Source organism: Asprobacillus argus, from assembly GCF_032248395.1.
GTDB classification, from domain to species: Bacteria; Bacteroidota; Bacteroidia; order Flavobacteriales; family Flavobacteriaceae; genus Polaribacter; species Polaribacter argus.
Genome location: NZ_JAVTTO010000001.1, coordinates 864175 through 876531, shown reverse-complemented (window position 1 = coordinate 876531; position 12357 = coordinate 864175). Strand labels below are relative to the sequence as shown.

The window sequence follows — 12357 nt, the reverse complement described above, 5'->3', positions numbered from 1 at the left end:
TTACAACTCTCTTTAAAAACGTACATTTGTGCGTTTTAAATACTTGACCAAAATTCCTTATGGAAATATTAATAAAAGCATCACAATTTATTTTAAGCCTTTCTTTATTGATCGTCTTACATGAGCTTGGACATTTTATCCCTGCCAAACTATTCAAAACTAAAGTTGAGAAGTTCTACCTCTTCTTTGACTATAAATTTTCTTTAGTAAAAAAGAAAGTGGGAGAGACCGTATATGGTATTGGTTGGATTCCTCTTGGAGGGTATGTTAAGATTGCTGGAATGATCGATGAAAGTATGGATAAAGAGCAGATGAAAGGCGAACCACAACCGTGGGAGTTCAGATCTAAGCCAGCTTGGCAGCGTCTTATTATTATGTTGGGTGGTGTTTTTGTGAATTTTGTATTGGGTATTTTTATCTATATCATGCTAATGTATTCATATGGTGAAAAGTATTTACCAAACGAAAATGTTACAGATGGTGTATGGGTAACAGATTCATTAGCCATTCAAGTAGGTCTTCAAAATGGGGATAAAATAGTATCCGTAGACGGAGAAAAACTGAGAAGATTCTCAGATATTACTGTAGCTTTTATTAATGGAAATAGATTTACTATTGACAGAGATGGGCAAACTATTGAGAAAGATCTTCCTGTCGATTTTATTTCTAAATTAATAGATAGAGGTAAAGATGCAGGTGCCATTGTTTCACCAAGATATCCTTTTATTATTGGGAAAATTCCTGATGAGTCTCCTAATAAAGACTCAGGTCTTCTAGCTAAAGATCTTATTGTTAAAGTAAATGGACAAGAAGTAAAATATTACGATGAAGTACAAAGTCTCCTATTGGGGTACAAAGGTCAGAATATTCAGTTATCGGTAAAAAGAGATGGTGGTGTCGAGGAAATCCCAGTTTCCATTACAGAAGAAGGCAAACTAGGAGTGTATGCTGCGGATTTGAAGATGAGCGATTTAGGAAAAATGGGATATTATGATTTAGCTGATATATCTTATTCGTTTTCTGAAGCAATTCCTGCTGGTTTTCGAAAATCTTACGAGACACTTAGCAACTATGTAAAACAATTGAAAAAGATCTTTAATCCTAGTACAGGGGCTTATAAAGGTTTAGGAGGATTTATTTCTATTGGAAGTATTTTCCCTTCAGAATGGAGCGCTCAAAGCTTTTGGAATATCACAGCTTTCTTATCTATCATGCTTGGTTTTATGAACCTATTACCTATTCCAGCTTTAGATGGTGGTCATGTAGTGTTTACACTATGGGAAATGATTACGGGTAAAAAACCAGGAGATAAATTCCTAGAATATGCGCAGGTAGCAGGCTTTATATTATTAATAGCATTGTTGCTCTTTGCCAATGGGAATGATATTTTCAGACTCTTTAACTGACGTTAGGGTTAGTAACGTTTTTTAATTTTTATTGATATCGCCAATGGTTGGAAGTACAAATAACGTGTGCTACAATCCTGACAGGAATAAGCCTTAGAAAAAGGGATATATTTAAGTGGCGGTTTTCTGGTACGCCGATTCCTCTTAACAGATTTACATTTCGGACATTGTTTCATATTACGGGGGAATTGGAAGACAATCCGCAATATAGACTATAATTTATAAGAAACGGTAACTATTTTATTTTTAAATTGTTACGTTTTTTTTCACCTTTACAGGTGATCCAACTATACTATTATATAGCTTGTTTAAATAAGCCTTCTATAGACTTCTGTTTTGATCTTAACACTTACATCTACCATTTGTAGATATAAGTATTTGGTTCCACAATCCATACAAGCATATAGTTTAGATAGTGGCACAAATTTTAAAAATGATTTTCGGGAACGTCTCATTCGTCGCGTAGACTCGCACTTAGGGCATCTTTTCATAATAGGGGGTTTAAAAGATTCCTTGCAATATAGTATTATTTTTTTAATACTATAATTAATCTATATTCAGTTTTCTGTGTGTGTTTTGAATAGCTTTTTCATTTTTCCAATCGATCCACTTTTGACCTTTTATCTTTCTCATGATATTATCATAAGTTCGCATGATCGCAATATTGTATATAGCTCGCGATAAGTTTTTAGGTTTTCTAGCAATAGCCCTAAGACTCATGGAAAACCCTGGAGTAATATATCTCATATAATGCCAATAACCTTCCGGCATATACAGCACATTTCCATGTTCTAAATCGGCAACATAACCTTTAGCATGTTTCAATGCTGGCCATTTGTCAAAATCTGGATTAGCAAAGTCGATATCTTCTCTAGTAATCAAAGAGTTTGGAATTTTATAGAGGTATTTACGCTGATCCTGTTCAAACAGAATACATTGTTTCTTACCTTCAAAATGAAAGTGGAAAATATTTGCCAGATCAATATCGTAATGCATAAATGTATAGGAATCTGTTCCTCCAAAAAACAGCATTGGCAATCCTTTGAGTAGCCTCAAGCCAAAATCAGGATAACTAAAGTCCTTTTGTAACATGGGAACTTCCTTAAGTACATTCCATAAAAAAATACGATATTTCGTAGGTTCTTTTTTCAGTAACTCTACATACTCACTCATTTTCATGGTGGCATGTGGCTCATTAAAGCCATCTTTATAATCTACAGGTCTATCATCATATAGGGGTACCGTCTTATCTCCAGCTACTTCTTTTATATAGTCTAAACTCCATTTTTTATAGGCAGGCCAATCTTCAATAAAACGCTCAATTACCACAGGTTTTTGAGGTTTGAAGTACTTTTCTATAAAATCTTTTTTGGTGATAGTTTCTACCCTATCTATTTGAGATAAGTTTAAACTCATTCTTAATCAATTAAAAAGCAAAGTTAAAAAAACGTTCTAAAATAGTTAACTCATTGCTATTCACAAAGAGTAGACGCTCATAAACACAGTTCTGTTACTCTTTTTAGGAAACTTTTACCTCTTTCGCTTTTTGTTTGGCCATTTCATTTCTTTCAATGGTATGTTCTGGCCTAGTCCACTTTGGTTTTTCTCCAAGAGATTCAAATTTAGAATCTCCAGCTTCCACCGTTTCTGGTTGCATCTTTTTTATAAAAGGTTTTTGTGGATTCAACCCTAACATTTTAAACATTTCCATATCCTCATTTACATCTGGATTTGGAGTGGTCAGTAATTTATCTCCTGCGAAAATCGAATTTGCTCCTGCAAAGAAACACATTGCTTGTCCTTCTCTACTCATTTCTGTTCTTCCTGCAGACAGTCGTACTTGTGTTTCTGGCATTACAATTCTGGTGGTTGCTACCATACGGATCATATCCCAAATCTCAACTGGTTTCTCATCTTCCATTGGCGTTCCCTCAACAGCTACCAATGCATTAATCGGTACAGATTCTGGTTGTGGGTTTAATGTCGCTAAAGCAACTAACATACCTGCTCTGTCTTCTACATTTTCTCCCATACCAATAATTCCTCCTGAACAAACTGTCACATTCGTTTTTCTAACATTATCAATGGTCTCTAAACGATCTTCATATCCTCTAGTAGAAATAACTTCTTTATAATATTCTTCAGATGAGTCTAAGTTATGGTTATAGGCATATAATCCTGCTTCTGCTAAACGATGCGCCTGATTCTCGGTAATCATCCCTAACGTACAACATACTTCCATATCTAACTTATTAATGGTTCTCACCATTTCTAACACCTGATCAAACTCCGGTCCATCCTTCACATTTCTCCAAGCTGCCCCCATACAAACCCTAGAACTACCTGAAGCCTTTGCTCTAAGTGCCTGCGCTTTTACATGGGGAACGGTCATTAGATCATTTCCTTCAATATCTGTATGATATCTTGCTGCCTGTGGACAGTACCCACAATCTTCTGGACATCCTCCTGTTTTTATGGATAACAATGTAGATACCTGTACCGTATTAGGGTCGTGATATTTCCTATGAACGGTAGCTGCATCATACAGCAATTCCATTAAAGGTTTATTATATATCTCTAAGATCTCTTCTTTAGTCCAGTTATGTTTTGCAGTGCTCATATGTGGGCGTTATTTAATAGGTCAAAAATAAAAAATTCCGCTGTAGTAGCGGAATTTTATCCCTGTTATTTAGTTTCTTCCGAATTAGGCTTTTCATCCGAAGGTTTCTTTTCATCTACCTGCGGTTTTATTTCTTTGTTTTTTATCACTTTAGCAGTTGGAGCGGGTTCTTCTTCTATTCCTTCCGAAGAAATTTCTTTACCTTTTAAATACTCTGGTAATTGCATTCCTGCCATATTAAACATTTCTTGTAAAGGCGGTACCGCATTATACATTCCTGAAATAAAATTAGAAGTCGATGTTTTTCCATCTTTTCCTCCTCCGTTTTCCCAAACAGTTACTTTATCAATCTTAATATTCTTAATCGCTTCCGATTGTAATCTTACCAATTCTGGTAATTTATCCGCAATTAATAATAGCGCTGCGTTTTGAGAATCATTTCCAGCAGCCTTCACGATTTGATCTAAACCGGCAGCCTGCTTTGTTAATACTTCAAAAACTCCTTTTGCTTCTGCCTGAGCCTTTAAGAAAATTGCATCTGCTTCTCCTTTTGCAATTCTTCGAATGTTTTCAGCCTCAGCTTCTGCGTCGATTTCAATTTTTGATTTTTCTATTTCAGCAGGAACCACAATATCTGCATATTGACTCGCTTTATCTCTTATAGCTCTGGCATTTTCAGCTTCTTTTTCTGCAGCATATGCTTCTTCTAAGGCTTTCGCTGCCTGAACTTTCTCAGAAGCGATCGCTCTTTTTTCTGCTTCTGCTTCTCTTTCTCTTCGTAACGCATCTGACTCAGCAATAGATATTTTTGCTGTATTTTCTCCATCAATTGCTCTCGCATTCGCTTCCGAAGTTTTAATTCTCTCATCCTTTAAGGCTTCTGCCTCTCCAATTTTAGCTTTGGCAATTGCACTTGCAGTTTGTATTCTCTCATTTTGATCTGCATTGGCTTCACCAATTTTTGCTTCAGCCATAGCTGCCGCTACCTGAGTTCTTTCGTTTTGAGCTGCTTTAGCCTCTCCAATTTTAGCTTTCGCTTGTAATTCTGAAACTTTAATTCTTTCGTCTTGCACAGCATCTGCCTCTCCAATAGATCCATCTCTATTTTTCTCTGCAACAGATTTACGTGCTGCATTGATTGCATGCGCTGCCGCTTCTTTTCCTAAAGCTTCAATATATCCCGACTCATCAACAATATCTGTAATATTTACGTTGATTAGTTTTAATCCTACTTTCTTTAATTCTGATTCTACACTTTTAGAAATATTCGTTAAGAACTTATCTCTATCAGAATTAATTTCTTCAATATCCATAGAAGCAACTACTAAACGCAGCTGTCCAAAAATAATCTCCTGCGCTAAATCTTGGATTTCATTCTGCCCTAAACCTAACAAACGCTCTGCTGCATTTTGCATGATTCCTGGTTCTGTAGAAATACCAATAGTAAATCGAGAAGGAACGTTTACACGAATATTTTGCTTAGATAATGCATTGACAAGGTTTACTTCAATAGAAATTGGAGTTAAATCCAAAAATTGATAATCTTGAAATACTGGAAATATAAAGGCGGCTCCTCCATGTATACATTTGGCCGATTCTCCACCGCCAACTTTTCCATAGACTACCAATATTCGATCAGATGGACATCTTTTATATCTTTTTAATAAAGTAAGAAAGATGATTAATACTCCAAGGATGATAGCAACAATTGTTACCGGCCACCCTAAATCTCCTAATTGGAGAGCAATTAAATTTAACATAGACATTTTTTATTTTTTTTGAGGTTCTACAATTAATATTCCATTTGACGTTACTTCAACCACTTTTATAACCATTCCTTGCGTTAGGTCATTATCATGATCGGTCAAAGCTTCTAATTCTCGTAACGAGTTTTGCACTTTTACTTGTACTTTTCCAATATTGGATCTATTTGCTCCAATAGTTAAATAAACTTCACCTATTGAGTGCAAAGCGTTTTTCATTTTTAGCGTTCCACTAGATGTCAGTTTACTGATATAATAAAACATGCTCGCCATCAAAGTCATCATTGCCAAACCGCATATAAGAGAAATGATTACAACAGTTGTTTTGGAACTTCCATCACCCATACTGGCAATTCCACTCCAACCAAAAATTGTAAAAAAAGCAACCGTGTTTTTAAAGGTGAAAAATTGAAATCCAGCACCAACATCTGCATCTACCTCAGCATCGATATCTCCAATATCATCTGTTTCTGCGCCTATAAATGTTGATATTAAAACAAACACAAAGACCACACTAGAAATCCCAGCCACTGCCCAATAAAATTGCTCAAAAGTGGTCAAATTAGAAAACCATTCCATCATAGTAATTAATTTAAAAGTTACTAAATATAAATAATTTTGACGGAATAAAAGGGTTTATCTCGTCAACAATACAGAAACCGCGTTTCCACCAAAGCCTACAGCATTTACCAATATTTTATGCAATTTTTTTGGTTGGTCTTGATCCATAGCAAAAGGAACCGAAACTGGTTGTTGGTGTACTAGCATGAACAATGCTAATTCCAAGCTCAACATTCCCGACGCACCGAAGGTGTGGCCTAGTTTCCATTTATTAGTAGTCAAAAAAGGCGTTTTGTTACAAAATATTGTTGAAATCGCTTTGAATTCGGATATATCTCCTTTAATTGTTCCAGGAGCATGCATAACAATCGCGTCAATTTCATCAGGATCTGTATCTCCTAAAGCCATCGTCATAGATCGTTGAAAACAATCTGCCTCCGTAGAAATAGAAATATTATGCTCCAAAATTTCAGTGGCATATCCAATTCCGGCTATATAGGCAAGGGCATTCTCCGAAATTCCTTTTTCTAAACAAGCCATAGAAGCTCCTTCCCCAATGACCATCGTATTTTCCTTCTTTTCAAGATCAAAAGCTCTGCAAGGATATTCTGCTTCGTTACTTGCATAAATTTTCATCGCTCGCATCTGTGCAATAGTAAAACCTGTTAGTGCAGCTTCACTACCTCCTACCAAAAACTTATCTGCCATACCTGATTGCATCCAGGCAACTCCATTTAACAAAGAGTGAAGTGCCGTTGAACAAGTAATAGAATGAGAGATCTCTGGTCCTTTGGTTTGTAGGTCATGTGCTACCCAAGAAGATATGTTTCCCAAAGTAGTTGTAGGGGACGTAAGTGTCTCTGCAAAATCATATTTTAAAAAGGACTGATGATATTTCTCAAATAAAGAAGTCGCCCCCCTAGAAGATCCAATGTTAATCCCAAAATTATCTGAAGCATCCCAGCCAGCCTTTTCAATTGCCTTTCTTGACGTGTATATAGCAAACAAAACACTAGCATCCAAGTTCTTATATTTAGAATCTGATTTTATCAATGCATCTATTTCCTCTTTGTCTTTCTCGGAAATTTCCGATACAAATGCAGAAGATGTATCAAACTTTTTTAATTTGATCGCATGACTATCATTTTGGTACTGCATCCAAATATCGCTTTGTGTTTTTCCTAATGCCGAAATGGACGCAATTGAAGTAATGGCTATTGGTTCTCTCAAGTTCTCTCTTCTTTGTTGCAAAAATACGCATCAACATTTATTTATACTCAAAATACCATTGAAATCTATTTTATTTATCTTGTTAAAAAATTTAGCATGGAACATCACGTAAAAAAAAGTTGGTTTCGCCGAAATTGGACATGGTTCGTCCCCACCATGGGTTGCGGAACCATCATTATTTTATTCATTTTGGGTATTGTAGGAATTTTCTCATTGATCAGTGGCTCAGAACCTACTCAACATGGGTTAGAAAAAGCTTCAAATGACCCTCAGGTAATCAAGTTTTTAGGAGAACCTATTGAAAAATATGGCCTCCCAACCGGAGAAATGACGTACAATTCGGATTCGGGGAGTCGCATAGATTTTATCGTTCCTATTGAAGGACCAAAAGGAAAAGGGTCCCTTATTGTAAAGGGGTACAAAGAAAATGAGACATGGGTGTATCAAAAATTGTATGTACACATTAAGGAAACTAATGAAAAGATCAATCTTCTGGATAAAAGTTTAGAGGGTATCTAATAAACCTTCTATCGTTTGATAGATTTTCTCCAATTGTTCTTCTGAAACAGTATATGGTGCGGAAATGTAGATCGTATTCCCAAGAGGCCTTAAGAAAACTCCTCGTTCCATAAAGAATTGGAACAGTTGGTCTCTCAAGTTTCCATAACGATCCATTTCAATATTCAGATCCAGTGCAAAAATAATTCCCGTTTGACGAGTGGTCTTCACTTTTGAGTGTGTCGAGATTCGCTCGTTAAATGATTGATGCGAAGCAATAATTCTTTTAATGTTGGTTTGCATTTCTGAGGTTTGCAACAATTCTGCAGCTGCCAAAGCTGCTGTACATGCTAATGGATTTGCAGAATAGGTGTGTCCGTGGAACAGTCCTTTTTTAATGTCTTCACTATAAAATGCATCATATATTTCTTGAGAACATGTCGTTAGCGCCATAGGTAGTAGGCCTCCAGTAAGTGATTTACTCAAACACATAACGTCTGGTTTTATCTCCATTTGATCTGAAGCAAAATAGGTTCCTGTTTTTCCAAAACCTGTCATTACTTCATCTGCAACAGTAATGATTGTATGGTCTTTACAAAACTTTAAAATCTCATTGAGTCCTTCTTTTGAATGCATTTTCATAGCCGCTGCTCCTTGCACTAAGGGTTCATATACAAATCCAGCTACTTTATTCGTAGACACAATTTTTTCCAGCTGATCCATGATTTTTTTATGGTTCTTTCCGCCCGGTACAGGAATCCTTTTAACCTCAATAAAAAAATCTTCAAAAGGTCCATTATAAACAGAAAGCCCAGACACGCTCATTGCTCCAAAAGTATCTCCATGAAATCCATCTTCGAAAGCTAGCAAAATGTTCTTTTTCTCTCCTTTATTAAAATGGTATTGCAATGCCATTTTAATACCAATCTCAACACTAGTAGAGCCATTATCACTGAAGAACATTTTCTGTTGATTCTCTGGAAGTATCTTCATCAATTCTTCGGAAAGCTTTATAGCTGGCTCATGGGTAAATCCACTAAATACAACTTGATCTAATTGCTGCATTTGAGCAGCTACTTTGTTTGTAATATATGGATTGCAGTGTCCGTACATAGCTACATACCATGAGGCAATACCATCTATATATTCATTTCCATTTTCATCAAAAAGAATACAGTTCTTTGCTTTCACAATTCCAATAGTGTCTGGATGTGTTTTATGCTGCGTTAAAGGGTGCCAAAGATGTTTCTTATCTCGTTCTTTTAGGCTCATAATTTGTCTTTAAATTCTTCTGCATATTCTACTATCACATTTTTGTCGAAATACGGTTCTTCATCTACTCTTCCTATGATGGGTACTCCAGTCATCTTTTCGATAATATCCTCTGTAGTTTGATGTTCCTTTCCCGAAAAAATAATCCCAATATCCAGCCCTTTTTCCTTAAGTGCGTTTACCGTAAGTAGCGTGTGATTTATACTTCCAAGATAATGACGTGAAACCACAATTACCTTATAACTAGGTTTAATAAGGTCAAATATCGTATCTGAATCGTTCAAAGGAACAAACAACCCTCCAGCTCCTTCAATGACCAAGTCGTTTTTCGTTTTTGGTTCTTTGATTTGATCTAACTTGATCTGAATTCCATCAATTTCTGCGGATGCATGAGGACTCATAGGCGTTTTTAAAGCAAATGAATTCTTGTGAAAAACAGATTTTTTATTCGAAATTAATGCTTTTACCTTATCCGTATCTGAGTAATGCAAATCCCCCGCCTGGACAGGTTTCCAGTAATCCGCTTCCAAAGCTTCCGTAACAATTGCTGATACAACCGTTTTTCCTACCTCCGTAGAAATTCCTGTTATAAAATATTTTTTCATAATTGTCATGCTGAACTTGTTTCAGCCTCTCATCTAGATTTAGTGATTCAGTAAGATGTCACAAAAATACGAAGTGTCTCTAAGACTTCATCTATTTCTTTTTCGGAATTATACGAATGTAAACAAAAACGTAGTCGTTCTTGTCCTTCGGGTACGGTTGGAGACAGAATTGGTTTTACATCAAACCCTCTCTGTTGTAATTGAGCGGCTCCTTGTTTTACCCTTTCATTTCCATGGATAACACAGCAATGGATGGCTGAATTACTTTCAATAAAGATCTTACCCATATTCAGTTCTTGTATTCTTCTTCTGAAATAGGTAATCTTATTTTTTAAACTTTCAATAGTCGTTTGATTATTGTTTATGAGCGTATAAACCATTTTGATAGTTGCGACGGCATGAGGAGACAAACCAGTCGTGTAAATGAGGCTTCTCGAAAAGTTAACCAAATATTCTTTCAATAAACTGCTGCCTAATATAGCTGCGCCATGACTCCCTATTGCTTTTCCGAATGTAATAATTCTGGCAAAAATGGCTTCTTCAATTCCCAAATCCTGCACAATTCCACGTCCTTTGTCCCCAAAAAGTCCAACAGCATGGGCTTCATCAACAACTAAATGAGCGCCATACTTTTTTCCTAGTTCCAATATCTTTATAAGATTTGGAGCATCTCCATCCATTGAAAAAATGGATTCCGTAACGATATAGATTTCTTGTTCAGGTGCTGAAACAAGTTCAGCATGACGGGTCAATAGTTCTTTCAGGTTTTCAAGATCATTATGCTTGAATTTATAACCTTTGGCATCGCTCATTTTTAATCCGTCTCTAATAGAGGCATGAATGAACTCGTCATAAAGAATAATATCTCCTCGCTGAAGAACGCTAGAGAAAAAGCCTACATTGGCGTCATAACCTGAATTGAACACAAGTGCCGACTCAGCATTATGAAAATCACACAAATAGGTTTCTAACTCTTCATACATATCATGATTTCCGGATAACAACCTCGACCCCGTCGCTCCATTCAGTTGCATGTTGTTATCGCGTAAATATTGATGTGTTTTATCAAAAACCTGTTCATTTCTAGCCATTCCTAAATAATCGTTGGAAGAAAAATCGACCAAATTATTTTGAGGCTTCAAACTGCGCATGGCATTTGAATTCAATCGCTTTTGAAGTTTATGATCAAGTTTTTTTGGAAATCTCATCAACACAAATGTATGTAAAATCTTGTACCTTTGGATTTTTAAAAACACAGATGGTAAAAGATAGTTCTTTAAAGGAAAAATGGGATTTTTTGGTTGATAAGTTATCTGGTCAATTTGCTGATGGGGATACACTTAATTTAGACAGTATTATCTATTTGATTGGTGTACAAGAATTGGGTCAGGGACAAAGACGATTTAAGAAAGACGATAAGGTAAATCTTATGCATATTGCGATATGTAAACTGTTAGAACCCTATGGATATTATGAGTTTGAGTACTTTGATGAAGACGGTTGGCCACATTATAAAGTAGTGACCGAATTACCAAATTTAAAAGCGGGAGAACAAACCGTCCTCATGAAAGAGTCCATCGTTCACTATTTTGATACATTGGGTTATTTTAAGTAACACTTAGCTTTCTAACCATAATCGAAAATAGTTTAGGAATCCATCTTTTTACATAGACTCCTAACTTCTCTTTTGCTCCAGCAATGTATGCCTCTTCTTTTTTTGCGCTCATTGCTCGAACCATGAGTTTGGCAAATCGTTCCGGTTTAATTCCATTCGCTGTGGCTTTATCCATAGTCTGCTGAGGTGTGCCATCACCAGTCAACGCATTCATAGAAACATTGGTGGTTACATATCCAGGACAGATCAATGTAATTGCAATCTTGTCGTTATACACCTCCGCTCGAAGACTATCAAAAAAACCATGCAAAGCGTGTTTGGATGCAGCGTAACTAGATCGTAACGGGGTTCCAATCTTACCTACTATACTTGTTGTAACAACAAACTGTCCAGATTGATTTTCTATAAAATGAGGAAGCACAGCTTTTGTCAATGCAATTGTTCCCAAGTAGTTGATATTCATAATACGCTCATCAACATCTATGGAAGTATCTTTTACCAATGATCGCTGACTAATTCCTCCATTATTTACCAAAACGTCCACCCGCCCAAAAGCTTTAATAGCTTCTTTTGCTTTCTCTTTAAAATTAGCGTGTTGAGCAAGGTCCAAATCCAGGACATATATATTATCTGGATCTTGGCAAAGTTCTTTCACCTTATTTAAGTCTTCTTTTTTTCTCGATGAGACGATCAATTTTGCGCCTTGTTCCGCTAAATGAAGTGCCAAAGCCTTTCCAATTCCGGATGAAGCGCCAGTGATCCAAACTACTTTATTAACATAACTCAT

At 36.1% G+C, this 12357-nt stretch carries 12 protein-coding genes; 3 read left to right on the top strand and 9 right to left on the bottom strand.

Translation table 11 applies throughout. The features are described from left to right. The first annotated feature begins 59 nt into the window (after positions 1 to 59). Complete coding sequence (rseP, locus tag RQM59_RS03930; RefSeq protein ID WP_349240759.1) at positions 60 to 1406, top strand: RIP metalloprotease RseP; 1347 nt, start codon at positions 60 to 62, stop codon at positions 1404 to 1406. Positions 1407 to 1952: 546 nt separating this feature from the next. Here the strand turns inward: rseP and RQM59_RS03925 are convergent. The 5 genes from RQM59_RS03925 to RQM59_RS03905 form a co-directional block, all read right to left on the bottom strand. Continuing rightward, entirely contained in the window at positions 1953 to 2822 is an 870-nt protein-coding gene (locus tag RQM59_RS03925) for a cupin-like domain-containing protein (protein WP_349240758.1), read from the bottom strand. A gap of 103 nt (positions 2823 to 2925) precedes the next feature. After that, positions 2926 to 4026 carry a biotin synthase BioB gene (gene bioB / locus RQM59_RS03920; protein WP_349240757.1) on the bottom strand — a complete coding sequence of 367 codons (1101 nt, stop codon included), beginning with the start codon at positions 4024 to 4026 and terminating at the stop codon, positions 2926 to 2928. A gap of 65 nt (positions 4027 to 4091) precedes the next feature. Continuing rightward, positions 4092 to 5792, bottom strand: a complete 1701-nt coding sequence (locus tag RQM59_RS03915) for a flotillin family protein (protein ID WP_349240756.1) — start codon at positions 5790 to 5792, stop codon at positions 4092 to 4094. Between the two features lie 3 nt (positions 5793 to 5795). Beyond that, positions 5796 to 6371 (bottom strand): hypothetical protein, encoded by a 576-nt coding sequence (locus tag RQM59_RS03910; RefSeq protein ID WP_349240755.1) that lies wholly within the window; start codon positions 6369 to 6371, stop codon positions 5796 to 5798. Positions 6372 to 6425: 54 nt separating this feature from the next. Beyond that, complete coding sequence (locus RQM59_RS03905) at positions 6426 to 7580, bottom strand: beta-ketoacyl synthase N-terminal-like domain-containing protein (protein WP_349240754.1); 1155 nt, start codon at positions 7578 to 7580, stop codon at positions 6426 to 6428. Positions 7581 to 7676: 96 nt separating this feature from the next. On the opposite strand from RQM59_RS03905, the gene RQM59_RS03900 reads away from it, so the two are divergent. Then, positions 7677 to 8099: a cytochrome c oxidase assembly factor Coa1 family protein gene (locus RQM59_RS03900; RefSeq protein ID WP_349240753.1), complete on the top strand. Its 423-nt coding sequence runs from the start codon at positions 7677 to 7679 to the stop codon at positions 8097 to 8099. Here RQM59_RS03900 and bioA read toward each other — a convergent pair. The 3 genes from bioA to RQM59_RS03885 are packed head-to-tail and all read right to left on the bottom strand — an operon-like array spanning position 8085 to position 11163. Continuing rightward, positions 8085 to 9350, bottom strand: coding sequence for an adenosylmethionine--8-amino-7-oxononanoate transaminase (gene bioA / locus RQM59_RS03895; protein ID WP_349240752.1), 1266 nt, complete (start codon positions 9348 to 9350; stop codon positions 8085 to 8087). The two genes, RQM59_RS03900 and bioA, sit on opposite strands and share 15 nt — an antisense overlap. Next, complete coding sequence (gene bioD / locus RQM59_RS03890) at positions 9347 to 9955, bottom strand: dethiobiotin synthase (RefSeq protein WP_349240751.1); 609 nt, start codon at positions 9953 to 9955, stop codon at positions 9347 to 9349. Before bioD ends, bioA begins: the two co-directional genes overlap by 4 nt. A 47-nt stretch (positions 9956 to 10002) precedes the next feature. Beyond that, positions 10003 to 11163, bottom strand: coding sequence for an aminotransferase class I/II-fold pyridoxal phosphate-dependent enzyme (locus RQM59_RS03885; protein ID WP_349240750.1), 1161 nt, complete (start codon positions 11161 to 11163; stop codon positions 10003 to 10005). A 50-nt stretch (positions 11164 to 11213) separates the two neighbouring features. Here RQM59_RS03885 and RQM59_RS03880 point away from each other — a divergent pair, with 50 nt between their 5' ends. Beyond that, positions 11214 to 11570, top strand: coding sequence for a hypothetical protein (locus RQM59_RS03880; RefSeq protein WP_349240749.1), 357 nt, complete (start codon positions 11214 to 11216; stop codon positions 11568 to 11570). Here the strand turns inward: RQM59_RS03880 and RQM59_RS03875 are convergent. Further along, a complete protein-coding gene (locus tag RQM59_RS03875) occupies positions 11563 to 12357 on the bottom strand; it encodes an SDR family oxidoreductase (protein WP_349240748.1) in 795 nt (264 codons plus the stop codon). The two genes, RQM59_RS03880 and RQM59_RS03875, sit on opposite strands and share 8 nt — an antisense overlap.

Coding starts and splice junctions, on each gene's coding strand:
- rseP (WP_349240759.1), top strand. CDS start 60: ATGGAAATATTAATAAAAGCATCACAATTTATTTTAAGCCTTTCTTTA.
- RQM59_RS03925 (WP_349240758.1), bottom strand. CDS start 2,822: ATGAGTTTAAACTTATCTCAAATAGATAGGGTAGAAACTATCACCAAA.
- bioB (WP_349240757.1), bottom strand. CDS start 4,026: ATGAGCACTGCAAAACATAACTGGACTAAAGAAGAGATCTTAGAGATA.
- RQM59_RS03915 (WP_349240756.1), bottom strand. CDS start 5,792: ATGTCTATGTTAAATTTAATTGCTCTCCAATTAGGAGATTTAGGGTGG.
- RQM59_RS03910 (WP_349240755.1), bottom strand. CDS start 6,371: ATGATGGAATGGTTTTCTAATTTGACCACTTTTGAGCAATTTTATTGG.
- RQM59_RS03900 (WP_349240753.1), top strand. CDS start 7,677: ATGGAACATCACGTAAAAAAAAGTTGGTTTCGCCGAAATTGGACATGG.
- bioA (WP_349240752.1), bottom strand. CDS start 9,350: ATGAGCCTAAAAGAACGAGATAAGAAACATCTTTGGCACCCTTTAACG.
- bioD (WP_349240751.1), bottom strand. CDS start 9,955: ATGAAAAAATATTTTATAACAGGAATTTCTACGGAGGTAGGAAAAACG.
- RQM59_RS03885 (WP_349240750.1), bottom strand. CDS start 11,163: ATGAGATTTCCAAAAAAACTTGATCATAAACTTCAAAAGCGATTGAAT.
- RQM59_RS03880 (WP_349240749.1), top strand. CDS start 11,214: ATGGTAAAAGATAGTTCTTTAAAGGAAAAATGGGATTTTTTGGTTGAT.
- RQM59_RS03875 (WP_349240748.1), bottom strand. CDS start 12,357: ATGAGTTATGTTAATAAAGTAGTTTGGATCACTGGCGCTTCATCCGGA.